Raw genomic sequence first — 25,604 nt, 5'->3', positions numbered from 1 at the left:
GGTTGTTTATGCAACCAAAACAAAGATAAGCGCTGTAAAGATAGGGCAAGAACATTTTTTGAATTAAATTTTGTCTACTGATTTTATGGACCGTATAGTCAAACTGAAGGAGTTTTTACTGCAAAATCCAAATGATAATTTCCTGGAACATGCGCTGGCATTGGAATACATTAAAGCCGGAGATGAGGAGAAAGCCCGCAATTTATTTGAAACAATTTTGCAACGTGATCCTTCTTACATCGGATCCTATTATCACCTGGCACAGCTGCTGGAAAGAAATGGCCTCACAAGTGAAGCCATTTCGTGGTATGAGAAAGGTATGGTGGCTGCTAAAAATGCGAATGATAATCACGCTTTTAACGAGTTAAGAATGGCTTGGGAAGAACTGACGCTGTAATGCCAGCTGCGTTCTTTTGTAAGAAATGTCTGAAAGAAAATCTGCCGCTGCCAGCAAAAGAATTACGCGTGTAAAAAAGTAGGCGCCGAGATTCAGCAAGCCTATTTGTGGTACCAGCATTTTTTGTTCTTCGAAAGGTTTTGCGAAAAAATAGTACGGCATCAAAGCTTCAATTATAAAATAGGTAAAATTGTAGATCATAAACCCGGCAACGATTAGAAAGCGGGTAAACACAAAACTTTGCTTTTCCGGTTTTTGGTACAACAGCGCCAAAGCCACGGCGGTAATGATGATTGACCACATGGAAGGCGGTATCAGTGCCGTTAAATGAATGTGATCAATAGGCTCGAACCACAATTCTCTTACCCACAGTGCCATAACCGGGATGATGGAAATAACGAGAAACTTTCTGAACAGAGGCTTGTCCCACAAAACATACAATATGAGTAAGGCTGTGATAATATCCACTGGGCGTGTAAGGTTAAAGCCTATTGCATAAGCCGGATTTTCGTGTCCCAGGAACAAACGAAGCAGGGTGATAACGAGATTATATCCTGCATTTATCGCCAGTAATTTTAAGAATGTAAATTGCATTCCCTTTTTCAGGAGGATAAACAATATGGTGCAAATGAGGATGAGTGCCGATAAAACGTCAGCTGTAGTGATAAGGCCATTAATTATCTCCATGTGTAGGGGTTGTTACTTATATAGGCTAATTTAGTGGACGTGCATAGTTTTTACAAGAGCAAAAACCCTTTAGTAAACTTGCGATTTTTTCGAGTATTTGCTACGGTGTCCCGGTTGCAAAAAATAACCATAGATCACGTTTTAATCAGATGAAATGAGCAGGCCAACGAATTTGCAACGCTAAGACGTGACCGTTTCATGCGAATTCCCTGCCCGACCAAAGGCCATGCAGGCGGGCATCTGGCCAAAAAAAATAAGATGAGCAGATGAAAAGACTGGAAGAATTATTTAAAGATTTTATAGAACAGGAAAAGCTTTTTTCTGCGAAAGACAAGCTGCTGGTGGCTGTGAGCGGGGGTGTGGATTCTGTTGTCGTGTGCGAATTGTTGCATCGCAGCGGATTTTCTTTTGCTATTGCCCATTGCAATTTTCAGTTGCGTGGCGAGGAAAGTGAGCGTGATGAACGCTTTGTGCGAAATCTTGCAGACAAATACAAGGTGCAATTGTATGTACAAAGATTTGATACCGAAAAAGAAGCAGAAGAAAATAAAACCTCGATACAAGTAACAGCTCGAAAGCTGCGTTACGACTGGTTTAAAGAGATTCTGGAAAGTGAAAAGTGGAATCAGGCAACGAGCGCAAAAAATTATTTGGTGACGGCTCATCACCGCGATGATAACGTAGAAACGGTTTTGATGAATTTTTTCAAAGGCACTGGTATAGCGGGTCTTCACGGTATTTTGCCAAAAAAAGAACATATTGTAAGGCCGCTGCTGTTTGCAGGTAAGGAGGATATAAGGCAGTTTGCACTAGTGGAAAACCTTGAGTGGGTGGAGGATAGCTCAAATAGTTCGGATAAATATTCCCGCAATTATTTCAGGCATCAGGTTATTCCGCTGGTGGAGAATATTTACTCAGAAGCTGCGCAAAATCTCGCTGATAATATTGAGCGGTTCCGTGATATCGAGATTTTGTACAGCAGCGCATTGGCCAAACAAAAGAAAAAACTGTTGGTGCAAAACGGAAAGGAGTGGCAAATTCCTGTGCTAAAATTGGCGCAAACGCCTGCCGGAAGAACCATTCTTTTTGAAATATTGCAGCCATTTAATTTTTCTCCTGCTCAAACGCCGGAAGTATGGAATTTGCTGCAAAGTGAAAGTGGTAAATACATTGATTCATCTACCCATAGGGTTCTAAAGAACAGAAACTGGCTGGTGATTTCGCCATTGGCAACTGAGCAGGCACAGATCATTGTTATAGAAACAAACGATGAAGAGATAACATTTGCCGAAGGCAAATTAGGTTTCAAAAAGACCGCGAATAAAGATATCAACACGTCTCCGGATATAGCCAAATTAGATGCATCACGGCTTACATTTCCTTTGTTGCTTCGCAAATGGAAGCAGGGCGATTATTTCTACCCGTTAGGCATGCAAAAAAAGAAAAAGGTCAGCCGTTTTTTGATCGATCAAAAAGTATCTCTCACCAGTAAAGAAAAAGTTTGGGTGCTCGAAATGAATAAAAAGATCGTGTGGGTGGTGGGAATGAGAATAGATGACAGGTTTAAGATGGGGGATAAGACGAAGGAAGTTTTGGAGATTTCTTTTCATCGTTAAACGCTCAATTTTACTAAGAGCTTTTTAACCACGGAGGCAACAGAGGTTTTTTCCACAGAGAAAAGGAGGTTTGTGAAACTCTCTTTTCTTTTCCATACTTTCTATAGTCTGCATATTTCAAAGAAACTTCTCCTTCACTCTGTGAAAAAAACTCCTTAACTCCGTGGTAAAAAAAAGACGCCTTAGGCGTCTTAAAAAATTGTGAGTGCTATTGTACAAACTAGAACTTAATCCCGAACGTCAGTACAGCATTTCCATTGCTGCCCATTACAGTAGCAAAAGTATTGTCGCCGGAGCTGATGCGGTAAGGGAAATTCACATCTTTTGTAAGCGTTTGAACATAGGCCAGATCAACGAATATTCCTTTGTTTCTATAGCCAAGACCGCCACTTACATTCATCAGATTAGCTTTCAAATTACTTTTGTCTTTATACGGATTGCCATAATAGGCAAAACCTGCACGAACCATATATTTTTCAAGTTTTATCTCTCCGCCTAATTTAAAATTGAACGCACCGCGATAATAGCCTTTCACCGTATTGTTTACTCCTTTAAAATATGCGTCATCATCGGCGTAACCTTCATTTGCTGACGAAAACCTTGACCAGCGGTGGTTCAGGTATTCGATGTCGGCAGTGATAAACCCTTTTTGATTCTTCACATTTTCCTGGCCGCCACCAAACATATATGTTCCGCTTAACATAAAGCGGGTGGGCGTTTGCAGGTCGTATTTATAAGAATTTGGAAGGTTGTTCATGTAGTTCAGATTGTCCGTCGTTTCCGTAAACTTTCCATACACAGTACCTATATCGCTGGTCATGGTTGCGTGATAAGTGTCTGTAAGCGCGAAAATGCTCGGCGTGTGGATTACCAATCCCATTCTGAAAGCCTCGGAAAACTTATAGATCGCACCGATTTTAAAGTTGAAACCTACGCCGGATGATTTGTAGTCTTCCGTATAGGTCATGCTGTTGAATACGCTGTCATTTGGCAATACGGTATTGCTTTCCGTGTAAACACGATGGCTGCGGAAGTTAACAATAGGCACTCCAATGCTGCCGCCAATAGAAAGTTTGTCTTGATTTGAGGAAGCAAACCCAATGGCAATCTCTGTAATGCCGCCCTTATTGGTTATGGTGTTTTCCTGGAACAGAGGATGGTTGTCGAGGAAAATGACATCTTCCGGACGTGAATAGACTTCATCGTTGCTTGGGTCCACGCTTACCAGGTTGGTGGAAAGACTCATTCTTGTATTATAAGATAGCGATGGGTCCTGAATTGCCTGATCTATGATTTGATCGATGGTGCCAGAATTTTTATTTTGCTGGTAATAGCCATAGAACTCATTTGCCGGCTCGGTTGTAAATGAGCTGTAATCATTTTGACCTTTATAATGAACAGTTGAGTTGAAATTTGCCGTGCGGTTTACGCCAATACTAAAGGCAGAATTGTTCCATTTTTTGTAAGGATTTGGCATTCCCCAAACAATGCCGCTTGTTCCAATTACAAAGCGGGTCATGTTATTGGCTTTGGTGCCATCCGTTCCTCTGTAATCGCTTTTGCCTCCATAAAAAGAAAGGCCAGGGCTAAAAGTAATTTCACTTGTTTTATATAAGCCAAGACCGGCAGGGTTGTAAAAGAGAGACGTGATATCTCCACCTAAGGAAACACTGGCGCCACCAATAGCCTGGTTACGGGCAGTGCCGGAAGGAGTAGCCCAGGAATGACGCAAAGCATCTTCGGGTACCTGGGAATAACCATAAACGTAAGTAACTAAAAAGCCAATCGCTGCGAGAGTTTTTTTCATGTCCAGATTAATTCTTAGTAATTAGGAATACTAGACCTGACAGGTTTAAAGCCTCATTCAACAGAATTAAAAACGTTGGGAAAACCTGTCAGGTCTTAATAAAAAAGGAAACACGTTTCTAAGCATGTTTCCTTCCAAGTATCGTGTCTTTGTGGGTATTACATTAATGACCTCTGCTTGGTCTGCTGTAGCCGCCGCCACCTCCGCCGCCGGAAGTACCACCGCCACCGCCGCCTCTATAGCTGCCACCAGATGATGATGGAGCAGGAGTGTAAGATGGAGGAGGAGAATAGGTTCTTTGCGGTCTACTGCTACTGTTGTCGTACGTATTGTTGTTATTATAAGTCCTGGTAGAAGTACTGTTAGTGCTTCTGTTGCTATTGTTATAGTTGTTAGGAGTATAATAACTGCTTCCACGGCTAGCACTTGGTCTTACCGCATTCGTGTTATTGTAACCATTGTTCAAATAAGAGCTGCTTGACCTTGGGTTCAAATACCTGTTAGTATTGCTATAGCTGCTACCCAGGTAGCTGCTTGTGCTAAATGCCGGACGAGTATAAGTAGTTCCGGTAACAGGATATTTTCCCGGATAATAACCGCCTACAGGGTAGTAGCTGCAGTAAGGGCTATAATATGGCATCGCATATGGATTGTAAAAACTATTCCAATAGTAATAACTGTTCCACGGATTGTAAATGCCTGCACCCATTCCGAAACCATAACTATAGCTCATGCTGTTCCAGTAGTAATCGCTATATGCGGAATAATACATTGGATTGCCGATGCTTAAACGAAGAAAACGATCATTGTAGTAATCGGAATTGTTGTAGCTGTTATAATTACTGTTGTTGCCGCTGTAATAATCGCGATAATTGTCGTTATTGCCATTATTACCGGCATGTGCCGTAGTATATGCTTCGCCGCCTTGTTGAGCTGGGGGTGCCGGAGAATAGTAGGTGTCGTCAGGAGTTTGTCCTTGCTTGTACACAGAACAACTGCTTAGAACCACCAATCCCAAAACAACGCTCAAAAATTTGTTATTCATTGCTGAGGGTTTATATTATTAAATATATTTTTGCGCTTTCGCAAGTATAAAGTTACAACAATTAGTCCATGGATAACTACAAAAGTTTCGGATGAAAACTAACTTTTATATGAACGGGAACGATCGTGAATGGTGAAACGTGAATCGTGAATTGGGATTCACCATTTGAAAACCATTCCGGCCTTTTAGGGACAATTTTATTCACGATTGATGATTCACGTTTCACGCTTAAAACACTACAAGACTTCAAAAAATGAGCAAAGAAATTACAAGCAGGCTGCAGGATTATTCGCAATGGTACAATGACCTGGTTCTAAAAGGAGAGTTGGCAGACTATTCCGCCGTTAGAGGATGTATGGTAATAAAACCATATGGATTCGCTCTTTGGGAAAACATGAGGGATGTGCTGGACAGAAAATTTAAAGATACCGGTCACGTAAATGCGTATTTCCCCTTGCTTGTGCCCAAAAGCCTTTTTGAAGCGGAGGAAAAAAATGCAGAAGGCTTTGCAAAAGAATGCGCGGTGGTTACACACTACCGACTGAAAACCGATCCGGAAAAGCATGGTAAGCTGATGGTAGATCCTGAAGCCAGGCTGGAAGAAGAGCTTATCATCCGCCCAACCAGTGAAGCAATCATTTGGAACACTTATAAAGGCTGGATACAATCTTACCGCGATTTGCCTTTGCTGATCAACCAGTGGGCAAACGTAATGCGCTGGGAAATGCGTACGCGCCTTTTCCTGAGAACCGCGGAATTTTTGTGGCAGGAAGGCCACACAGCACATGCTACTTCTGAAGAAGCGGTTGCTGAAACAGTTCAAATGCTGGATGTATATGCTGATTTCGTTGAAAAATACATGGCGTTGCCAGTGATCAAAGGAGTGAAAACGGAAAGCGAGCGTTTCGCCGGTGCCGTGGATACGTATTGTATCGAGGCGTTGATGCAGGATGGAAAGGCATTGCAGGCAGGAACTTCGCACTTTTTGGGACAAAATTTCGCGAAAGCATTCGATGTGAAATTCTCTGATAAAAATAACAAGCTGGATTATGTGTGGGCAACCAGCTGGGGTGTAAGTACAAGATTAATTGGCGCATTGGTAATGGCCCACAGTGATGATGACGGACTGATATTGCCTCCAAAAATCGCTCCTCTGCAGGTGGTAATTGTACCTATTTACAAAGGCGACGAGCAAAGAGGCATGATCAAAGAGGTAATGGCTCCTGTGGTAAAAATGTTGAAGGAGCTTGGCATTTCCGTGAAATACGATGACAGCGACAACTCAAGACCAGGATGGAAATTTGCAGAATACGAGAAAAAAGGTGTTCCTGTTCGTATTGCCGTTGGTGCAAGAGATCTTGAAAATAATGTGGTAGAGGTTGCAAGACGCGATACGAAGGAAAAAATGAGCGTAAGCATGGACGGTATTGCTTTCTACGTTAAAACTTTGCTGGATGAAATTCAGTTGCACATGTTTGAAAAAGCAAGAATCTATCGCGACGAGCATATCACCAAAGTGAATACGTGGGATGAGTTTGTAAATACTTTGGAAACAAAAGCGGGATTCGTTTCAGCGCACTGGGATGGTACTGCAGAAACAGAAGCGACGATCAAAGAAAAAACAAAAGCTACCATTCGCTGTATTCCTCTGAACAATGAACAGGAAAGCGGCAAATGTATTTTAACCGGCAAACCAAGCACGCAGAGAGTGTTGTTTGCGCAAGCTTATTAATAATTTGAAAATGTGGTGATTTGAAAATTTGAAAATTGGGTAGCCAATTGTGTGCTTTTTACTTGGAGAATTGCACAGAAAGAATTTTCAAATTACCACATTTTCAAATTTTCAAATTATTTCTATTTTTTAAAACCTCTAAATACTTAATCATGAAAAAAAATCAGATTGGGTTGATTAAAATTGTTTTTTCCATTCTATTAATTACGGTTTTTCAAATCAGTTGTACCAAAAGCAGTGAACCAACTCAAAGCAATAGTGAATTGCCAATTGATCAGGCGCTTGTGCAAAAAACATGGATGGTTGATCAATTGCACCATGTTATAGCGGGCAAATATTCAGCATATCAAAGAAATGGTGCTAATACGACAGGGACAAGTTACGATAACCTGAGATTTACCTTTAAGTCCGATGGCACAGGAGTTCACATCGATGAGAATAATAAAAGCGTCAATTTTACATGGAAATTTACATCAGAAGATATGCATAGCCTGGCGTTCACTGAATATACCCGCACCAACAATTGGTTGATGTTTGAAATTAAGGGCAACTATCTCTATGCTTCAACTAATTTGATCCTCAGCGGAGATCCTAATAATATTGAAACATTCAGATTGGTGAAAGTACCATAGGCTAATTTGAAAATGTGGTGATTTGAAAATTTTAAAATCGGGTAGCCGATTGTGTGCTTTTACTTGGAGAATTGCACAGAAAGAATTTTCAAATTACCACATTTTCAAATTTTCAAATTGATCCATCTTAGAAACTGCACAATGAAACTCCAACTCTGGTCAATAGGCAAAGCACACGAGGCTTACGTAAAAATGGGTATTGAGGATTTTACGAAGCGTATCAACAATTATTTTCCTTCCGACTGGACGATCATTCCTCCTCTAAAAAACGCAGCCACACTTTCTGAAACTGATTTGAAAAGGAAAGAAGGCGAAGTGATCTTGAATATGCTGCAAAAAGATGATTACCTCGTATTGCTTGACGAAAGAGGCAAATCATTTACTTCAGAAAAACTTGCTGAGTTTGTTCAACAACGGGCAAACGAAAGCACCAAAAATGTGATCTTTTTAATAGGCGGCGCATTTGGCGTAGACGAGGCTGTTTCCAAGCGAGCCAATTATAAATGGTCGCTTTCGCAACTTGTATTCCCCCACCAACTGGTAAGATTGATTTTAGCAGAGCAAGTCTACAGAGCATGCACCATTTTAAGAAATGAAAAGTATCACCATGTATAAAGTCAAAATTAGAAAGTAAAAAAGGCTGAACGCTGCTTGGGTTTGTTTTTCCTGCCCGTCCGGTCAGGCGGGGAATTTTTACTTTTTACTTCTTACTTTTTTAAATAGTTTTAGTGAAAATGTATCGTGGTGCATCTTTATTTGGAAAGCCATTTTTACATTTGAATTTTTACTTTTTACTTTCAACCCATGTTAACAACAACATTTAGCATAACAACCATCATTATTGTCGTTACCTGCATCGTGTCGTTCATAGCTTTTGGCAACGAACGATTAAAAAATGATCTGCTCTTCTGGCCCGCGGAAGTAGACGACAGACGACAATACTATCGTTTTCTCACATACGGATTTGTTCATGGAGATTTTATCCACCTGGGGTTCAACATGCTTTCGCTGTACTCATTTGGTACCTATGTAGAGAAATATCTTTTTACACAAAGTCATTTATTTGGACATTCCGCTGCTACCATGTACATATTGCTATATGTGCTGGGGCTTATCGTTTCTGCGATTCCCGATTATTTCTATTACAAAAATTATTCAAGCTATCGTGCATTGGGTGCTTCCGGAGCCGTGTGTGCGGTGATATTTGCAGGAATCATGCTGGAGCCCAAGCTGCCGATATCAATGCTCTTTATACCTGTTCGTATACCGGGTTATATATTTGGCGTTATTTTCATTGCCATCTCAATTTGGCTTGGTAAAAGGGGCGGAGATAATATTGGCCACCGCGCTCACATAAGCGGTGCCATTTTCGGCATCTTGTTTACCATCATAGCAGCCAGGGCATTTTCAAATTTCGACGTTGTGAAATCCTTTTTAGATGAGGTGCTGAATAGGTATTAAGAAGTTGTTAGTTGTTGGTTGATAGTTTTTAGAAAAGGTTCTTCAATTGGATACAGCTAACAGCTAACAACTAACAACTAACAACGCTACTGCGTAAGCAAATCCCTGAACCAATACCCCGAATCTTTTATTGTGCGCAACTGCGTTTTGAAATCTACGTGTATCAAGCCGAATCTTGGATTGTAGCCTTCGGACCATTCAAAATTGTCCATTAAGGTCCATGCCATATAGCCTTTAACATTGATGCCTTCTTTCTTTGCTTTCAGCACGGCTTGCAAATGGCTTTGGAAATAGTCAATACGTTGTTGATCGGCAATTGCACCGTCTTTAACAACATCGTTGAATGCGGCACCATTTTCCGAAATAATGATTTCCTTGATGGCACCATATTTCCAAAACTGTTTAATGATGTTATAAAAACCATTTGCATTTATTTCCCAACCCATTGCTGTGTGTGGAACTTTGCGTGTAACGGCTTTTACTTCAGAAGCATTTACAATTGGAATAAATGGATTATGTTTTACAACAACGGGAAAATAATTTTGCAGTCCAATGAAATCCATGTCAAATCTAAGCTTGTCGGTGTATTTCCATGCAGTATTGGCCAGTTCTAATTTTTCCAGCAATGCAAAATCATCTTTCGGATAACCTTTGCCGAGCAATGGTTCAATGAATAACCTGTTGAGTAAAATGTCTGTTTTAAGTGCAGCCGCTTTGTCTTCTTTTGAGTCACTTAACGGAATGACTTGCGAGCAGGAGAAGGTAGTGCCAATATATGCTTTGGAAACTTCGCTGCGCAGAATGCGGCCGCCATCTGCCTGCGCCATTGCAGCGTGGTGAACAGCTTTAAGAAAATTGTTAACGCCCGTTTTACCCGGCGCATGTTTGCCGATCATATAGCCCAGCATGGTAAAGCCAAACGGCTCATTCAGTACGATCCATTTTTTTACTTTATCGCCATATTCCGTTGCGCAAAAAGTAGCATAACGATTGAACCATTTGTTCATATGGTGACTTGTCCATCCGCCTTCCTTTTCCAAAGCAGCGGGAAGGTCCCAGTGGTACAACGTTACAAACGGATCCATGTCCAGCTTAAGACATTCATCAATTACTTTATGATAAAATGCAACGCCTTCTTTATTAGGTTTGCCTGTGCCTTCGGGAAATATTCTGGACCATGAAATGGAAAATCGAAAAGCTTTGAAGCCAAGCGCTTTTGCCAGCAATAGGTCGTCTTTATAACGGTGGTAAAAATCGCAGGCTACGTAAGGTTTTGCAGCGCCTTTGATCTTTCCCTGCCTGCGGGCAAAATTATCCCAGATAGAAGGGCCGCGGCCATCCTCATTATAAGCGCCTTCATTTTGAGTCGCAGCCATTGCCACACCCCAAATAAAGTTTTCTCCAAAATCTTTTAAGCGGAAAGGTATTTTGTTTGTAGTCACGTCTTCACTAAGGTTTTGATTTTACGTTAGCATAAAATCGTAAAGAACAATGTACGAAAGATGTATGAACATATTGTTATGTTTTCCGGAGGGAGAACGCTGATTTTCATGATTGTCATGATTTTCATGATTTGAAATTTGATATAAGTTTCAATACAGCGGCTCATCGATCTGAATTTCAAATCTCAAATTTCAAATCAATAATCATAACAAATCATGACAATCATGAAAATCTGCGTTCTTTCTCAATAATCTTTTTCGAACATCAATTTGCCTCGTCTATTGTAAATGCTAAGTCTCACCAGGCTTCCATTTGCATCATACCATTTCCATTCTCTTGTTTTAACGCCGTTATCATAATTGCCAACAGATGTCATTCTTCTTCCATTTTCTTCAATGGTTAGCAACCACACGCCATTGCGCATGCCGTTGGTGTAATAGCCCGAATCCTGCACGGTGCCATCTTCAAAATAGTTCATGTACAAGCCGTGTTGAAGGCATGAAAAGAATGGAGGTTTGTATGAAGGAGAGCTAATATTCTGCTGCACCAATGCCGGAAGAAAAATTCTTTCTGAAGGATTGCCGGATATATTGAATGAGTAGTAAGAAGTAAGTTGTCTGAATGCAGCCGGCATATCCTTCTTCGCAAGTGTAGTTAATGGATAGCTGATTTGTCTGCCATCCTTTCTTGCAAATTCGTTAAGGACCATGCTGTAACGAAAAGCGTTGTAAGTTCTTAGGTAGCGCATGTTTCCGTTGGGATACCACACTTTCCAGACGCCATCCGGAATATTGTTTTTAAAACTTCCCGAGTCGCAGATAATGCCTGAATCGTACCAGCTGTTCCAGGTGCCATTTAGTTTTCGATTTTTGAAATGACCGTGAAACCGGATGTTTGCTGAGCTTTCGGAACTGGCAATTTCATTAATAATATAGCGGTGATTATCTGCAATTTCATCCTGAAATACAGAGGTGCTTTTAACCTGCCTGATTAATTCCGGGTGAGGCTGAGTGGAAGTATCAGAGCTTGCAATCGTTGAATCGTTGGCAACACACGGTGTAATGCAAAGCAGCATTACACAAGTGTAAGTAATGTGTTTCATATATGGCCTGCTTTTGTTATCGCGGGATATTGGAAACGTAATCTTCTATGTTGCTGATGTTTGTGGGTGCAAACCATTGAATGGCTGCGTCTCTGGAAAACCAGGTAATTTGTCTTTTCGCGTAGCGTCTTGTGTTCTGCTTAATGAGTTCTGTTGCTTTTTCTAATGTTGTTTTCCCTTCCATGTATTCAAACAACTCAGAGTAGCCAACAGTTTGCAAAGCGTTCAAATTTCTTTGTGAAAATAATGATGAGGCTTCTTCAAGCAAGCCATCGTTCATCATTTCATCAACACGTGTATTGATTTGGCTGTAGAGAATTTCACGAGGTAGTTGTAAACCAATCTTAACAATGTTAAAAGGTCTTTCTTTTTTGATGTTTGATTGAAAACTTCTGATTGATCTTCCGGTAGATAGCACCACTTCCAGCGCACGCATAAGACGCTGAGGATTGTGTTGCTCGCCGGTTGCAAAGTATTCAGGGTCTTTTTCTTGTACTTCACTTTGCAACCATTCAAGTCCTTTCTGCTCAAATGATTGTATGATGGCTTCTCGTACTTCAGGAGAAATTTTTGGAATCTCATCCATGCCTTCGCAAAAGGCTTCTATATACAGACCCGTGCCGCCTACCATTATAGTAGTATTTTTTGTAATAAATATGTCCTTCGCTTTGGCGAGGGCATATTCTTCAAAAACAGCGGCATTTACTTCATCATGTATAGAGTGTGAGTTGATAAAATAATGTTTTACCTCCTCTAATTGTTGCAAAGTTGGTTTCGCCACACCGATATTCATTTCATTAAAACACTGGCGCGAGTCCGCAGAAATAATTGGCGTGTCACACTTTTTTGCCAGGTGAATAGCCAAAGAAGTTTTTCCAACAGCCGTTGGCCCAACGATTACGATGACGGTGTGAGGTAGAATAGAAATTAGGAATTAGAAGTTAGGAATTAGAAGTTAGAAATCTTTCGGATACCTAATTCTTTGGTTTAGGAGAGATATTGACACTAAGTTTCTTAAAGAGAATTCCTTAGTGAAACTTAGTGTCGTTAGTGCCTCAGTGGTAATTTTTGAGATGCAACGCATCTTCTCTAAAAATCATCGGTTTCTTCGGTGCTTTCTTCTTCTTCGTTGGAGTCTGAATCTGTATCATCATCTTCTCCTTCTTCTCCAAAACCTTCCGCGCCTTTCGTAAGGTCATATTTTTCTTCGATCTCTGTAAGTTTATCTCCGCCGATTCCTTTGGTGCCATATTGGGATGGTCCAATGCCTTCCGTTCTGATAACAACAGGGTAGGTGAGTTTAGCGTTTTCTTCTTTGGAAACATTGATCAACTCAACCAGGAATGTCCAGTTCTTCGCAAAATCGTATACGTAAATAAATTTTTGATTAGGGTCAAAAATCTCTGTACCAATTAGGGTAGCGTCCATTAATAATGGCTCAGCCTTGTAAGGCTTATTGTATTTTTCAAGAGAAATTTCTCTTCCTCTTTGCCAGTGATCATTGCTGCGATAAAAAGTAGCCTGGTGTTTACTGTCAAATTCATAGGCTTTTAATATCACCTGGTGAAGCTCCAAAAAAGTTTGTTTGTGCTTCACTACAACGTCTCTGTAAATGCTATCATCTTCTTCGAAATAGATCCTGAATTTTAAAACAGCCATGATTTCTAAAAATTAATTCAATATCAAAAAATCGTTCGTTTGCCCGCCCAAAATAAAACAAAATAGTGAAAAGCTAAATGCTAAATGTCAAACGTTAAACGCGTAACGCTTAATGCAGAATGCTTAACGCTGAACGCATGCTGGTGAATGCAGGAACTCTGCTCTTTGCGTTACGCGTTAGGCGTTCTGCGTTCCGCGTTCTGCATTTAGCGTTATGCCTATTTCATTTGCTTTTTTTATCATAAAAGAATGTGCCGCATCGTAAGTGTTTTCGATTTCTCCGTCTAAAATAGCATCTTTTATTGCATCTTTTATAATGCCTACTTCACGGCCTGGTCGTAAATTGAAAGTTTCCATAATCATTTCACCCGTGATAGGTGGTTGCCAGTTGCGGATTCTGTCGCTTTCTTCTACCTGTTGTAATCGGTTGCGTACCAATTCGAAATTATCGAGATAGCGTTTTACTTTTTGTTTGTTCTTAGATGTAATATCCGCTTCGCACAATATCATCAAAGACTCGATATCATCTCCCGCATCAAATAACAAACGGCGAATAGCGGAGTCCGTGATATTCTCTTTTGTTAAACTGATGGGCCTTAAATGAAGTTCTACCATTTTGCGTACAAAACGCATCTTTTCGTTTTGAGGCAATTTTAATTTGGTGAAAATTTTCGGCACCATTCTGCCTCCTACAACTTCGTGGCCATGAAAGGTCCAGCCGTGGCCCTGTTCAAATTTCTTAGTTGCAGGCTTCGCGATATCATGGAGCACTGCCGCCCATCGCAACCATAAGTCATTTGTGTTATGGGAGATATTGTCAACTACTTGTAAAGTGTGATAAAAATTGTCTTTGTGCCCTTTGCCGTCAATATATTCAGCACCTGCCAGATCTACCATTTGAGGGAAGATGATGTGCAGCAAGCCTGTTTGATAAAGCAGATCAAAACCAATGGATGGTTTGTTGCTCGCTAAAATTTTATTGAGTTCGTCGGTTATGCGCTCTTGCGTAATTATACGAATGCGCTCAACATTATTTTTAATGCCTTGTAGCGTTTCTTCCGCAATTTGAAAATTCAGCTGTGAAGCGAAACGAATCGCACGCATCATTCGCAATGGATCATCGCTGAATGTAGCATCAGGATTGAGCGGTGTTTTGATTATTTTGTTTTGAAGATCACGCAATCCATTGAACGGATCAATGATTTCACCGTAGTCCTCATCGTTCAAACTTACGGCCAGTGCATTAATGGTAAAATCTCTTCTGTCCTGATCATCTTTTAAAGTACCTGGCTGAACATCCGGATTGCGGCTGTGATATTTGTAGCTTTCCTTGCGGGCACCAACAAATTCTATTTCAAAATTATCAAGCTTGATCTGCGCAGTGCCATAGGTTTTGAAGAAAGCAACCTGTGGTTTAGGATTGAATCTTTCCGATACTTTATGTGCCAGATCAATGCCATCTCCTACGCAAACAATGTCAGCATCCTTTGTTTTTCTGCCAATAATTTTATCCCTTACAAAGCCGCCAATGATATAGCAAGGCGTTTGCAGGTCCTTAGCGGCGTGTGCAATTTTTTTAAAAACAAATAATTCTTTTTCCGAGCAATTGATATACATAGATGGGACAAAGATAAAGTTAATTGAGAATTGAGAGTTGAGAGTTGAGAGTTTTGGGTTCTGAGTTATGAGTAATGAGTTTTGAGTCGGTTGCATTAGAAAAGCTGAAGTGCAAATAAATCAGTCCTTCCAAGCAACTCTCCACTCTCAACTCTCCACTCTCAACTCCCTAAGTAATTGCTCATCCCTTATATCCATAGCACATTTAAAATGCTTTAAGGGGCAGGCTTTGAAGCCGTGTATACCACAAGGACGGCAGGTGAGTTTTTCCTCAACTTCTATGATGATTTTTTTGTCGGAGAGCGGCCCGAAACCAAAATATGGAACAGTGGAGCAATAGACCGCAGCAACAGGCGCATTTACAGAAGATGCAAAATGCATAGGTGCCGAGTCGTTTACATAGTTCATTATAGAACCTTTCATTAAGGCCGCTGATTGAAGAAAACTTAGTTTGCCACTTAAGTCGGTGATTTTTACAGACGGGCAGCCATTAATGATTTCTTCGCACAAGCCTTTATCAGAAGGAGCTCCCAAAAGGTAAACCTGAATGTGCTTTGGGATTTTTTGCAAAAAACTTATCCATTTTACTGCAGGAAATTGTTTGGTGAACCACACAGAAGCCGGCGCCACACAAATGTATTCGCCTTGTTTATGCTGAGCTACTGCATTTTCATCTTCTGCAGTTGGATAAAGTCTTGGCTTAAAAACTTTATCGTCCGTAAAATGTTTTATCAGATCATTGCAGCGATCAATCTCGTGAATGGGATGTTGTGCATCGCTGAAAATATGTTTAACCTTTGTAGTAAATAAAAAACTGAGAGGGTTTTTATCGTAGCCGATTTTTTCTTTGGCGCCTGAAAACGCAGTGAGAATGCCGGTTGCAGCATAGCGCTGAACGTTTATCACCTTGTCGTATTTTTTTGACTGGATGATGTGCAACATTTTTTTCAGGTTGCGAAGCTTTCCTTCTTTCTTGTTCCAAACCAATGTTTCTCTGATGAAGGGATGACCTTTCAGTAAACCTTCATTTCCCTTTCTTACCAAAAAATCAATAGAGGCGTCAGGGAAATAAGCATGTAGTTTTTCAATGATTCCGGTAGCCAAAACTACGTCTCCAATAAATGCGGTTTGTATAACTAAGAATTGTTGCGGCAATGTTCGTCTTTTTATTTTCTTATAATAGTAATATCATTCACACCGTTCCATTTTACAATCGCAGAGGCAGCAGCTTCGGCAGTTTCATGTTGTCTATATTTTACTACATAGTCGACATTGTTTTTTATGCGCTCATCAATATCTGCAAACTTCGCTGGTGTCGGCTGTCCGGAAATATTCGCAGACGTTGAAACGATCGGTTTGCGAAAGCGTTTGATCAGGTGTTTACAAAATTCATCTTTCACCAATCGTATTCCAATACTGCCATCTTTGTTGATAACATTATCTGCAAGGCCAATGGCGCCGGGGTAAATTACGGTGGTAGGTTTTGTTACACTTGCTAAATAATCGAATACCTGCAAGTCAATGCCGGCAACATATTTCAGGATGTCCCGCTCATCTGCCAGCAGAATGATCATGCTTGAAGATGCAGGACGCTGTTTCACTTCGAATATTTTATCTACAGCAACAGGATCAGTTGCATCGCAGCCGAGCCCCCAAACCGTATCTGTAGGGTACAAAATAGTTCCGCCCGATCTTAGTACATCGAGGCATTTTTCTATATCGTCATCGAAATTTTCCATTGGGGGCAAAGATAGAGAAGGAACGCTGATTTTCATGATTGTCATGATCAGAGGGATTTTTTGATTTGAAATTTGTGACATGAAACCAACAAGTACAATGGTTTCAAATCTTAAATCATAACAAATCATGACAATCATGAAAATCTGCGTTCCGTCCCTCCCCAAAAAAAGAGCAGCTAATCTCTCGATCAGCTGCTCAGACTTTAAATGGAAAAGCTAATGTATACTGGAATTCGGCTAGGATACTATGGTTGTGGTGCTGTAGCTGAACTGTTGTTTACAATTGGCCATATGCCGGGTGCAGGGAAACTTATTCCTTTGTTTACACCTCTGCTGCCCGCTCCGTCATTACCGAAATAATATAACGGCCATCCTTTAAATGTGAGTTGTTTCTTGCCAAACACATCAATGGAACCGAAATCTGCTTTTGATAATAATGATGGCAGACTTTGTACGGATGAAACCTGGAAGATTGGCCAAAGAGGGTCGTTGCTAAAATCAGATTTGGTGTAATTGTTTTTGTTGAACTTGTCCGGAGTGAAAGCATATATAGTACGACCCAGGCTGTCTACAATGTACACGGTTGCTTCTGTTCCTTCTGTATAGTCGTGTTTGTAGTTTTTGCCATCGTCACCCACGAGTTGTGCCTTCGCAACCATAAGCGAGTAGTCTGGTTTAGCCACGAACCAAAGGCCATTCAAGCCATCTCCTTTAACATCGCCTTGCTTTGTGTCGCTTACATAATAGTACAGGGGCCAGCCTTTGTAGGTAAGTTGGTCTTCACCGTCTGTACGGTCAATGTCCTCAATATCATTATTGCCAATGCCCTGTGAAACAGATGGATTTTTCACATTAAATAGGGGCCACGTAACAAGGCAAGCACCGGTACAGGCAGATTGACCACTAACGTCTGGTGCAAAAACGTACAAAGTTCTACCATTACTATCGGCCAGGATTTTTCCAAATTGAGGGTTATCAATAATTTGGACAGAAGGTTTTTTGGTGTTGTTGTTATTGTTATTGTCGTTACTGTCTTTTGAACATGCTGCAAACAACATTGCAATGCACAAAACTGCGGACATGCCGGTAGCATGATGAAATACTCGTTTCATTGAAAGATAATTTTAATGGTAAAATTTGATTGGAAGCTTTCGCGGGTAACTAACAATGAATACGGCGAATGAAGGATACGGGTTGCCTGTGTGAAGAAGTTTTTTATGTGAAATGTCCTTACTGCCTCAGTTTCAGGGAATTTTGTATTTTCAGTGAGTAAAGAACAAATACTTAGAATAGTTTCAATAGCATAAAGTGCAACAGAATAATCTTACGAAAATAAAATTAATAGAGTGCCCTCGAGATGCCATGCAGGGCTGGAAAAATTTTATTCCTACCTCAATAAAAGTTGAATACATCAATAGTCTTTTGAAAGTAGGGTTCGATACGCTTGACTTTACAAGCTTTGTTTCTGCCAAAGCCATTCCGCAAATGGCAGATGCGAAAGAGGTGGTTAGGCAAATTGATACGAGCAATTCAAAAACAAAGTTATTGGCAATCGTTGCAAATGTGCGTGGGGCGCAAGAAGCAGCAGTATATGATTCTATCAGTTATTTGGGATTCCCGTTTTCTATTTCCCCTACATTTCAAATGCGTAATACCAATAGCTCCATCGAAGACTCTTTCGAGACAGTGAAGCAATTGCAGGAGATTTGTACGAAAGCAGGCAAAGAGCTGGTAGTCTACATTTCAATGGCCTTTGGTAATCCATATGGCGATGAGTATAACAAAAACATTGTTGTAGAATGGATAAACAAATTGACACCATTGGGTATTAAAATTATTTCTCTCGCTGACACTGTAGGCGTTGCAACTGCACAACAGGTAAGCGATTTAACCTCTTATGTCATAAAGATGTTGCCTAAATATGAGGTAGGCATTCATTTGCATTCCACGTCCCTTAACAGAAAAGAAAAACTGGAAGCAGCGCTGAATGCAGGTTGTTATCGCGTTGATGGCGCACTAAAAGGTATTGGTGGCTGCCCAATGGCAAATGATGATCTGGTAGGAAACATGGACATGGAATGGATCATTAACTATCTGGAAAGCAAAAACATTACAACGGGAATTAACAAAAAAGCGCTGCAACAGAGCCTGGCATTGGCCGACAGCGTGTTTTCGAATTAATTATTAATAATGAATAATTAAAGGGTAGCCTTCTTGCGAGATCGTAGCTCTGTCAAGGTTAGTGGTTTTGATGTAAGAAGAGATGATCGGCCAATGTCTTAGAGAGGCGAAATATTAATTATTAATTGTTAATTATTAATTCGTTTTACTTTTGCCTTTTAAATTTTAATTTTTCAGGCGGATGGATTTCATGCTCGACATAAACATCAAGTCTCCGGATGTTCCCGTACAATATGGAGAAAATATAATGCTCATGGGTTCATGCTTTACTGAGCATATTGGCAACAGACTTGAAGAGTTGAAATTTAACACTTTACAAAATCCCAACGGCATATTGTTCGATCCTGTAAGTGTATGCAAAAGCCTGGTAAGTTATATCGAGAACAGGCAATACACGGCAGATGATCTTTTCTATTTAAACGAGTTGTGGCAAAGCTGGCAACATCATTCGCGCTTTTCCGGAATGGATCAGCAAAATGTGTTAGCGCAAATAAACGCTTCGCAGCAAAAGGCACATGATTTCCTGAAGAATGCAGATTGGCTGATTGTTACGCTGGGTTCTTCCTTTTCGTACAGGCTCGCCGAAAACAATGAATCCGTGGCAAACTGTCACCGAGCGCCAGCGCAAACTTTCCGCAAGCATTTACTTTCGATAGAAGAAACAGTTACTTCGCTGGATACTACGATGCATAGGTTGTTTCATTTCAATAAAAAACTAAAGATCATTTTTACCATTAGCCCGGTTAGGCATATCCGTGATGGAGTGGTGGAAAACAACCGAAGCAAAGCGAGACTGCTTGAGGCGGTGCATCACATGGTAAATAAATTTGACCGCTTGCATTATTTCCCTGCCTACGAATTGGTAATTGATGTGTTGCGTGATTATCGCTTCTACGATGTAGACATGGTGCATCCGAACTATCCTGCCACTGAGTTTGTGTTTGAAAAATTTGTGCAATATTATTTTTCCGATGCTTCAAAAGACTTGATGAAAGAGATTCGCCAAATAGCCATTGCCCGCAAGCATCGTTCAATGCAGCCTGAGACAAATGCGCATCAGCAATTTTTGAAATCGCACTTTGAAAAGGCGGAAAGACTGAGTATTCAGCATCCGTTTTTGGATTTACGTGAGGAAATGAAATATTTTCAGGGAAATGCATAGCTGTTCCCACAAATGACATTCCCATGATTATTGCCGATATATAGATATTCTTCGATAAATAGAATGATGTGTATCTTTGCAAACATTTTAAAAATTAATTATGAGCCGTAAAGGAAAAGTCCTGGTTGCAATGAGTGGCGGTATTGATAGTACCGTTACGGCTCTGATGCTCAACCAGGAAGGATATGAAGTGGTAGGCATTACCATGAAAACATGGGATTATGCCACCAGCGGTGCCTCGAAAAAAGAAACGGGCTGTTGCAATCTTGATAGCTTCAATGATGCCCGTATGGCTGCCGTACAGCATGGTTTTCCACATTTTATACTGGATATACGTGAGGAGTTCGGCGATTTTGTGATAGATAATTTTGTGGAAGAATACATGGCGGGCCGTACGCCAAACCCATGTGTGATGTGCAATACACATATTAAGTGGCGTGCATTGCTAAAAAGAGCCGATGCGCTTGATTGTGAGTTTATTGCAACAGGTCACTATGGTAATATTCACCAGCACACCAACGGCAGATACTACGTGAGCAAAGGTTTGGATGAACTGAAAGATCAGAGCTACGTGCTTTGGGGACTGCAGCAGGACCTTTTGAGCCGCACATTGTTGCCCCTAGGAAAGTATCGGAAAACAGAAATTCGCCAGATGGCGGCAGATTTCGGTTATCCTGAACTGGCAAAAAAGGCTGAGAGCTACGAAATATGTTTTGTACCTGATAATGATTATCGCAACTTCCTGAAAAAGAAGGTAGATGGATTAGAGGAGAAAGTTAGCGGAGGCTTTTTTGTCGACAAATCAGGCAAAATACTTGGAAAACATAAAGGCTACCCTTTTTATACGATCGGTCAGCGCAAGGGACTTGACATTGCGCTCGGTAAACCGGTTTTTGTAACAGAAATACGTCCTGAAACCAATACGGTGGTGTTGGGTGATGAAATTGACCTGGAAAGACCGGAAATGAACGTCGCTAAGATCAATTGGATGAAATACGATGCTGTTACCGACGGAATGGAAGCGATCACTAAGATCCGTTATAAGGATAAAGGAAGCCTTAGCAATCTTTACAATAATGATAATAATGGCGTAACAGTTCGCTTTTACGAAAACGCCAAAGGTATCGCACCCGGCCAGAGCGCTGTATTTTACGACGGCGACGATGTTATCGGGGGAGGTATTATTCAAAGGAGCGCTATTCTTTAACAATATTTCTATATTTAAAACGTTCAAAAACCGGTTATACAACCGGTTTTTATTTTCTTGCATCTATAGAGGTAGTACTTAAATAATTAATAGTGATCAATCAATCGTTTCAGGAAACAAACAAGTTCAGCATAAGCAGCAGAGTTCAATGGCTGATTGTAATTGCCTGTATAACAATGGTTTTTGTGGCTTGCTCAAAAACGGACAATTACAGGAGCGACCCGCTGAGCGACTACATGCCTCTCCAAAAGGGCAAATACTGGATTTATTTGTTGGATTCTACCAATTATTACAACTCGCAAAAAGTTCAGACACAATATCAGTTGAAAGATGTGGTGGATGATACCCTGACGGATAACCTCAGCAGAGTAGCTTATCGATTGATCCGTTACATTCGTCCTTCGTCAAGCACAAGCGATACTGATTGGAAGCTCATGGGCGAATATTATATGGTTCCAACAAAACAGACGCTTGAGACCATCGATTTTTACAATTTTAAATATCAGTCGCTTAAACTACCTGTCGCGTTGAACTTGACGTGGAAGGGAAATAGTTATCTTCCTGCTTTTCCTTATTCAGAGGCCCTTCCGGTGCAATCGTCATTTAATTTTACCGTAGATGGTGGAATGGGCGATTGGGATTACACATATACAGGAGTAGGAGAGAGCGAAACAATAAACGGCAAGAATTACGATAATGTGGTTACTGTAAGCCAGGAAGACGCTTCCACAAACTTACTCGAGGATAATCAGACACCCACAAACGTGAATGACTTTGCAACAAGAGCCTTTTCAGCAGAAAAATATGCGAAAAATGTAGGCTTGATCTATAAGAAACTGGAACTATGGGAACATCAGCCCGCTAGCCCAACAAATCCCGATGGTTACTATGTAGGTTTTGGAATTCAATTGCAATTAATTGATCATAATTAAAAAGTTATACTAAAGTTTCCAATCTTTGGTAAATAGTACCTATACAACCCTTAGTGAAACTTAGTGGCCTCAGTGCCTTTGTGGTAAAGTCTGGGTCTTATTTCCTCAGCAAAGCCGCAAACATTGTATCCGCTTTCTTATCATACCCCTCAAGTACTTGCCTTTTTATCAATGTTAACCCCTTTTCCTCCAAACGTTTTACGGCAGCCTCATTTTCTTTTTCGAAAACAGAGCAGGTGATATAAAGAAAATAACCGCCATCAGCCAGCGCCCCAACAACATTTGCGGTAATATTAGTTTGCAGCTTTACATAATGATCAATTTTTTCCGTCGTAAAAAATGACAGTTGCTCCGGCGTTCTTCCCCAGGTGCCACTGCCAGAGCAAGGCACATCTGCAATAATTAGGTCGAAGTTTTTGGCAGGTGGTTTTGTATTAAGATTGGAAAGATCAAGAACGAATGATCGATACTTTGCAATACCGGCATCTTTAAAGCGTTCGTGCAAATTGGCCAGAATGCTATTTCGAATATCTGATACCGTTAGGTTGATATTTTTGTTGTAGTCGTAAAACATAATCGACTTGCCACCACTTGCAGCACAGCAATCCCACACATTGATGATCTTCTTTTCGAAGTTGATTTCCTTAAAAAAAGAAGCTACATTTTGCGAATTAAGATCCTGTATTACCGCTTCTTTGTTCAGCTGAATAGCCTCATCAATTTTTACAGCGCTTGAAACGGATAACGTATTTGGAGCGATTGAGTTAAATGGAATTTCTGCTGCATTGAGTTTACTGGTAACCTTATTTTCGTTTCCCGGCCTTAATCGTAAAAAAACATCAGGTTGAATTAAATGAGATTTGCTGAATGCGGCAGCAGCAATGCCTTCGCTTAATTCATTCTGCCATGAAAATATCTCAGCGATAATATTTTTTTCTGAAACGTGAAATTCATTTGCAACGAAATGTAACTTTTTTTCTAGTGGAAGTGTTATCTGTTCGCTCCAACTTGGCTTAAAGTAATTGAGAAAATCATTTGAACCACTGCTTGTAAGAAACAAACCTGCAAGGATTTTTTCATCTACCGCAAGATTTGTCAAAGCCTTGCCCAATCTGAAGTAGCAATAGCATAAATGGGAAATTTGCTTTCTGTCTTTAGAGCCAAACTTCTTATGCTCCTTAAAATAATTTTTGATCCATGCACTAAAGGGAATAGTTCCCTTGTACTGGTTGATTAACTCTGAAGCGTTGCGTAAATGATGTTCGAAGATTTTCAAGCGTAAGTGTTCGAAATTTATTCAGATGGTCGTAAAGAAGTCAATAGCCTGGCCGAATGTTGTACTATGAGGATATCTATTCTTTTTTCATTTAGAATAGCATAAATAATTCTATAGCTGCCACAGATAAGCTCCCTTATGTACTCTTTAGAAAACTCTGGGACAACTCTGCCCAAATTAGGTTGATGTTCTAAAACATCTGTTGCCCCAAATAATTTGTTGACAACTATCTCTGCATATTTTGGACTGTCGTGTTCTATATAATCGCCGATATCATTCAAATTTTCAAGGGCAAAATTCGTCCATTTTACTTCAACCATTTAGACAGTTTTTCCTTTGCTTGTTCTTTTGTATTCACCTCGCCGTTTTGAGATTGTTGTAAACCCTTCTCCACTTTTTCAATAAACAACAATTTGTCTATAAGTTGATCGATAGAAAACTCTTCAGGAAGTTGCTCCACTGTACTAAACACTTGTGCTTTTGTTAACATAACTTTCCTTGTTGATTAATACAAATGTAACGATATCAGCTAATATTTACAATAAAGGCAGAATAGAAGAACTATTCTGCCTTTTATATCGATAACAATGTTATTGCTAACAACTATCAACCAAAAACTTTTCTTAAAGTTCCAAAAGGGCTTTCACCGGATCTTTACCAAATAAAAGCAATTCTGGTTTTTCAAGCAATTCTTTTACTCTTACCAGGAAGCTCACAGACTCGCGACCGTCAATAATACGGTGATCGTAGCTCAATGCGAGATACATCATTGGTCTGATCTCTACTTTGCCATTGATCGCCATTGGTCTGTCCTGAATTTTGTGCATACCCAGAATCGCAGACTGTGGAATATTAATGATTGGAGTACTCATCAGCGATCCGAATACACCACCATTTGTAATGGTAAATGTACCACCCTGCATTTCTTCCATGCTCAATTTGTTATCACGAGCTTTTGTAGCAAGTTCCACTACTTTCTTCTCAATGCCAGCCATATCAAGGCTTTCAGCGTTGCGGATAACCGGAACTACAAGGCCTTTAGGCGCAGACACTGCTATGGAAACGTCGCAATAGTCGTGGTAAATAATAGAATCCCCATCGATGTAAGCATTTACAGCCGGCCACTCTTGCAATGCATAGCAAACAGCTTTTGTAAAGAAGCTCATGAAACCAAGGTTAACACCATGTTTTTCTTTGAACTTGTCTTTGTTCTGAGCGCGGATCGCCATGATGTTTGTCATGTCCACTTCATTGAAAGTGGTTAGCATCGCGGTTGTATTCTTTGCTTCAACCAGACGGCGGGAAACTGTTTTGCGCAGGTTGCTCATTTTTTCACGTTTCTCTTCACGTGTAAATGCAGTAGCACCTGGGCGACGTCCCGGATTATTCAACGCATCCAATACATCATTTTTCAGGATCTTTCCACCTGTACCTGATGCGTGAATGGAAGATGGGTCAACTTTTTTATCGGCGATAATTGCTGAGGCAACAGGAGTTGCTTTAATATCATTTGAAATAGCTGTAACAGGCGCTTGTTGAGCGGCAGGCGCAGCTTTTGTTTCTTCTTTTTTAGGAGCTTGTACTGCTGCTGCAGGAGCGGCTTTTCCTTCTGGTTTTGGAGCAGATTCATCAATTTGGCAAAGTACATCACCAATTTTTAGCGTGTCGCCTTCTGTTGCTTTTGTTTTCAGGGCTCCGGCTTGTTCTGCATTCACTTCAAAAGTTGCTTTTTCACTTTCAAGCTCTGCAATTACTTCATCTCTGTCTACATATTCTCCGTCCTTCTTTAGCCATTTTACCAGCGTTACTTCACTGATAGATTCACCTACTGTTGGTACTTTAATATCAATCATTCGATGCGTTTTTTATTGATGGGGATTTATCCCGTTATGTTGCGTGAATGGTGAAA

The 25,604-nt window shown here is 40.5% G+C and carries 25 protein-coding genes; 10 read left to right on the top strand and 15 right to left on the bottom strand.

Annotated elements, in window-relative coordinates; all coding sequences use genetic code 11:
- Nucleotides 1-85 precede the first annotated feature (85 nt).
- Nucleotides 86-397, top strand: a complete 312-nt coding sequence (locus tag KTO63_RS06145) for a tetratricopeptide repeat protein (protein WP_217790366.1) — start codon at nt 86-88, stop codon at nt 395-397.
- On the opposite strand, the gene KTO63_RS06140 is transcribed toward KTO63_RS06145, so the two are convergent.
- Nucleotides 365-1,084 carry a hypothetical protein gene (locus KTO63_RS06140; protein WP_217790365.1) on the bottom strand — a complete coding sequence of 240 codons (720 nt, stop codon included), beginning with the start codon at nt 1,082-1,084 and terminating at the stop codon, nt 365-367. The two genes, KTO63_RS06145 and KTO63_RS06140, sit on opposite strands and share 33 nt — an antisense overlap.
- 266 nt (nt 1,085-1,350) lie before the next feature.
- Between KTO63_RS06140 and tilS the strand changes: the two genes are divergently transcribed.
- A complete protein-coding gene (gene tilS / locus KTO63_RS06135; RefSeq protein WP_217790364.1) occupies nt 1,351-2,700 on the top strand; it encodes a tRNA lysidine(34) synthetase TilS in 1,350 nt (449 codons plus the stop codon).
- Between the two features lie 220 nt (nt 2,701-2,920).
- On the opposite strand, the gene KTO63_RS06130 is transcribed toward tilS, so the two are convergent.
- Nucleotides 2,921-4,507: an OmpP1/FadL family transporter gene (locus tag KTO63_RS06130; RefSeq protein ID WP_217790363.1), complete on the bottom strand. Its 1,587-nt coding sequence runs from the start codon at nt 4,505-4,507 to the stop codon at nt 2,921-2,923.
- A 163-nt stretch (nt 4,508-4,670) separates the two neighbouring features.
- Nucleotides 4,671-5,552, bottom strand: a complete 882-nt coding sequence (locus KTO63_RS06125) for a hypothetical protein (protein ID WP_217790362.1) — start codon at nt 5,550-5,552, stop codon at nt 4,671-4,673.
- A 253-nt stretch (nt 5,553-5,805) separates the two neighbouring features.
- On the opposite strand from KTO63_RS06125, the gene proS reads away from it, so the two are divergent.
- The 4 genes from proS (at nt 5,806) to KTO63_RS06105 (ending at nt 9,377) form a co-directional block, all read left to right on the top strand.
- Nucleotides 5,806-7,284 carry a proline--tRNA ligase gene (proS, locus tag KTO63_RS06120; RefSeq protein ID WP_217790361.1) on the top strand — a complete coding sequence of 493 codons (1,479 nt, stop codon included), beginning with the start codon at nt 5,806-5,808 and terminating at the stop codon, nt 7,282-7,284.
- A 152-nt stretch (nt 7,285-7,436) separates the two neighbouring features.
- Entirely contained in the window at nt 7,437-7,916 is a 480-nt protein-coding gene (locus KTO63_RS06115; RefSeq protein ID WP_217790360.1) for a hypothetical protein, read from the top strand.
- Between the two features lie 141 nt (nt 7,917-8,057).
- Nucleotides 8,058-8,531 (top strand): 23S rRNA (pseudouridine(1915)-N(3))-methyltransferase RlmH, encoded by a 474-nt coding sequence (locus tag KTO63_RS06110; protein WP_217790359.1) that lies wholly within the window; start codon nt 8,058-8,060, stop codon nt 8,529-8,531.
- A 189-nt stretch (nt 8,532-8,720) separates the two neighbouring features.
- A complete protein-coding gene (locus KTO63_RS06105) occupies nt 8,721-9,377 on the top strand; it encodes a rhomboid family intramembrane serine protease (protein ID WP_217790358.1) in 657 nt (218 codons plus the stop codon).
- Between the two features lie 86 nt (nt 9,378-9,463).
- Here the strand turns inward: KTO63_RS06105 and KTO63_RS06100 are convergent, their stop codons facing one another.
- The 8 genes from KTO63_RS06100 to KTO63_RS06065 form a co-directional block, all read right to left on the bottom strand.
- Nucleotides 9,464-10,819, bottom strand: coding sequence for a GH1 family beta-glucosidase (locus tag KTO63_RS06100; RefSeq protein ID WP_317195745.1), 1,356 nt, complete (start codon nt 10,817-10,819; stop codon nt 9,464-9,466).
- A 245-nt stretch (nt 10,820-11,064) separates the two neighbouring features.
- A complete protein-coding gene (locus KTO63_RS06095) occupies nt 11,065-11,922 on the bottom strand; it encodes a toxin-antitoxin system YwqK family antitoxin (RefSeq protein ID WP_217790357.1) in 858 nt (285 codons plus the stop codon).
- Nucleotides 11,923-11,938: 16 nt separating this feature from the next.
- A complete protein-coding gene (miaA, locus tag KTO63_RS06090; RefSeq protein ID WP_317195748.1) occupies nt 11,939-12,820 on the bottom strand; it encodes a tRNA (adenosine(37)-N6)-dimethylallyltransferase MiaA in 882 nt (293 codons plus the stop codon).
- Between the two features lie 191 nt (nt 12,821-13,011).
- Nucleotides 13,012-13,581: a plasmid pRiA4b ORF-3 family protein gene (locus KTO63_RS06085; RefSeq protein ID WP_217790356.1), complete on the bottom strand. Its 570-nt coding sequence runs from the start codon at nt 13,579-13,581 to the stop codon at nt 13,012-13,014.
- A 177-nt stretch (nt 13,582-13,758) separates the two neighbouring features.
- Entirely contained in the window at nt 13,759-15,198 is a 1,440-nt protein-coding gene (locus KTO63_RS06080) for a CCA tRNA nucleotidyltransferase (protein WP_217790355.1), read from the bottom strand.
- A 147-nt stretch (nt 15,199-15,345) separates the two neighbouring features.
- Nucleotides 15,346-16,353 carry a glycosyltransferase family 9 protein gene (locus tag KTO63_RS06075; RefSeq protein ID WP_217790354.1) on the bottom strand — a complete coding sequence of 336 codons (1,008 nt, stop codon included), beginning with the start codon at nt 16,351-16,353 and terminating at the stop codon, nt 15,346-15,348.
- Nucleotides 16,354-16,364: 11 nt separating this feature from the next.
- Nucleotides 16,365-16,982, bottom strand: coding sequence for an L-threonylcarbamoyladenylate synthase (locus KTO63_RS06070; protein WP_232373055.1), 618 nt, complete (start codon nt 16,980-16,982; stop codon nt 16,365-16,367).
- A 200-nt stretch (nt 16,983-17,182) separates the two neighbouring features.
- On the bottom strand, nt 17,183-18,049 hold the full coding sequence (locus KTO63_RS06065; RefSeq protein WP_217790353.1) for a hypothetical protein: 867 nt from the start codon (nt 18,047-18,049) through the stop codon (nt 17,183-17,185).
- Between the two features lie 196 nt (nt 18,050-18,245).
- Here KTO63_RS06065 and KTO63_RS06060 point away from each other — a divergent pair, with 196 nt between their 5' ends.
- The 4 genes from KTO63_RS06060 (at nt 18,246) to KTO63_RS06045 (ending at nt 22,419) form a co-directional block, all read left to right on the top strand.
- Complete coding sequence (locus KTO63_RS06060) at nt 18,246-19,118, top strand: hydroxymethylglutaryl-CoA lyase (protein ID WP_317195744.1); 873 nt, start codon at nt 18,246-18,248, stop codon at nt 19,116-19,118.
- A 181-nt stretch (nt 19,119-19,299) separates the two neighbouring features.
- Entirely contained in the window at nt 19,300-20,280 is a 981-nt protein-coding gene (locus KTO63_RS06055; protein ID WP_217790352.1) for a GSCFA domain-containing protein, read from the top strand.
- A gap of 100 nt (nt 20,281-20,380) precedes the next feature.
- Nucleotides 20,381-21,487: a tRNA 2-thiouridine(34) synthase MnmA gene (gene mnmA, locus KTO63_RS06050; RefSeq protein ID WP_217790351.1), complete on the top strand. Its 1,107-nt coding sequence runs from the start codon at nt 20,381-20,383 to the stop codon at nt 21,485-21,487.
- A gap of 92 nt (nt 21,488-21,579) precedes the next feature.
- Nucleotides 21,580-22,419 (top strand): hypothetical protein, encoded by an 840-nt coding sequence (locus tag KTO63_RS06045; RefSeq protein WP_217790350.1) that lies wholly within the window; start codon nt 21,580-21,582, stop codon nt 22,417-22,419.
- A gap of 97 nt (nt 22,420-22,516) precedes the next feature.
- Here KTO63_RS06045 and KTO63_RS06040 read toward each other — a convergent pair whose 3' ends face one another.
- The 4 genes from KTO63_RS06040 to odhB form a co-directional block, all read right to left on the bottom strand.
- Complete coding sequence (locus KTO63_RS06040) at nt 22,517-23,695, bottom strand: RsmB/NOP family class I SAM-dependent RNA methyltransferase (protein ID WP_232373054.1); 1,179 nt, start codon at nt 23,693-23,695, stop codon at nt 22,517-22,519.
- 17 nt (nt 23,696-23,712) lie between these two features.
- Nucleotides 23,713-24,015, bottom strand: coding sequence for a type II toxin-antitoxin system RelE/ParE family toxin (locus KTO63_RS06035; protein WP_217790349.1), 303 nt, complete (start codon nt 24,013-24,015; stop codon nt 23,713-23,715).
- Nucleotides 24,003-24,185 carry a hypothetical protein gene (locus KTO63_RS06030; RefSeq protein ID WP_217790348.1) on the bottom strand — a complete coding sequence of 61 codons (183 nt, stop codon included), beginning with the start codon at nt 24,183-24,185 and terminating at the stop codon, nt 24,003-24,005. Before KTO63_RS06030 ends, KTO63_RS06035 begins: the two co-directional genes overlap by 13 nt.
- A gap of 133 nt (nt 24,186-24,318) precedes the next feature.
- On the bottom strand, nt 24,319-25,548 hold the full coding sequence (gene odhB, locus KTO63_RS06025; RefSeq protein WP_217790347.1) for a 2-oxoglutarate dehydrogenase complex dihydrolipoyllysine-residue succinyltransferase: 1,230 nt from the start codon (nt 25,546-25,548) through the stop codon (nt 24,319-24,321).
- Nucleotides 25,549-25,604: the final 56 nt, after the last annotated feature.

This window comes from Pinibacter aurantiacus (genome assembly GCF_019130065.1).
Taxonomy (GTDB): domain Bacteria; phylum Bacteroidota; class Bacteroidia; order Chitinophagales; family Chitinophagaceae; genus Pinibacter; species Pinibacter aurantiacus.
The sequence above is the reverse complement of the archived record's forward strand: the minus strand, read 5'-3'. Positions and strand labels throughout refer to the sequence as shown.

Excerpts from the sequence above, each read along its gene's own strand:
- KTO63_RS06055 (WP_217790352.1), top strand. The coding sequence starts at position 19,300 with ATGGATTTCATGCTCGACATAAACATCAAGTCTCCGGATGTTCCCGTA.
- KTO63_RS06140 (WP_217790365.1), bottom strand. The coding sequence starts at position 1,084 with ATGGAGATAATTAATGGCCTTATCACTACAGCTGACGTTTTATCGGCA.
- KTO63_RS06095 (WP_217790357.1), bottom strand. The coding sequence starts at position 11,922 with ATGAAACACATTACTTACACTTGTGTAATGCTGCTTTGCATTACACCG.
- KTO63_RS06030 (WP_217790348.1), bottom strand. The coding sequence starts at position 24,185 with ATGTTAACAAAAGCACAAGTGTTTAGTACAGTGGAGCAACTTCCTGAA.
- KTO63_RS06070 (WP_232373055.1), bottom strand. The coding sequence starts at position 16,982 with ATGACAATCATGAAAATCAGCGTTCCTTCTCTATCTTTGCCCCCAATG.
- KTO63_RS06110 (WP_217790359.1), top strand. The coding sequence starts at position 8,058 with ATGAAACTCCAACTCTGGTCAATAGGCAAAGCACACGAGGCTTACGTA.
- KTO63_RS06080 (WP_217790355.1), bottom strand. The coding sequence starts at position 15,198 with ATGTATATCAATTGCTCGGAAAAAGAATTATTTGTTTTTAAAAAAATT.
- KTO63_RS06105 (WP_217790358.1), top strand. The coding sequence starts at position 8,721 with ATGTTAACAACAACATTTAGCATAACAACCATCATTATTGTCGTTACC.
- mnmA (WP_217790351.1), top strand. The coding sequence starts at position 20,381 with ATGAGCCGTAAAGGAAAAGTCCTGGTTGCAATGAGTGGCGGTATTGAT.
- odhB (WP_217790347.1), bottom strand. The coding sequence starts at position 25,548 with ATGATTGATATTAAAGTACCAACAGTAGGTGAATCTATCAGTGAAGTA.
- KTO63_RS06035 (WP_217790349.1), bottom strand. The coding sequence starts at position 24,015 with ATGGTTGAAGTAAAATGGACGAATTTTGCCCTTGAAAATTTGAATGAT.
- tilS (WP_217790364.1), top strand. The coding sequence starts at position 1,351 with ATGAAAAGACTGGAAGAATTATTTAAAGATTTTATAGAACAGGAAAAG.
- KTO63_RS06130 (WP_217790363.1), bottom strand. The coding sequence starts at position 4,507 with ATGAAAAAAACTCTCGCAGCGATTGGCTTTTTAGTTACTTACGTTTAT.
- KTO63_RS06145 (WP_217790366.1), top strand. The coding sequence starts at position 86 with ATGGACCGTATAGTCAAACTGAAGGAGTTTTTACTGCAAAATCCAAAT.
- KTO63_RS06065 (WP_217790353.1), bottom strand. The coding sequence starts at position 18,049 with ATGAAACGAGTATTTCATCATGCTACCGGCATGTCCGCAGTTTTGTGC.
- proS (WP_217790361.1), top strand. The coding sequence starts at position 5,806 with ATGAGCAAAGAAATTACAAGCAGGCTGCAGGATTATTCGCAATGGTAC.
- KTO63_RS06115 (WP_217790360.1), top strand. The coding sequence starts at position 7,437 with ATGAAAAAAAATCAGATTGGGTTGATTAAAATTGTTTTTTCCATTCTA.
- KTO63_RS06085 (WP_217790356.1), bottom strand. The coding sequence starts at position 13,581 with ATGGCTGTTTTAAAATTCAGGATCTATTTCGAAGAAGATGATAGCATT.
- KTO63_RS06125 (WP_217790362.1), bottom strand. The coding sequence starts at position 5,552 with ATGAATAACAAATTTTTGAGCGTTGTTTTGGGATTGGTGGTTCTAAGC.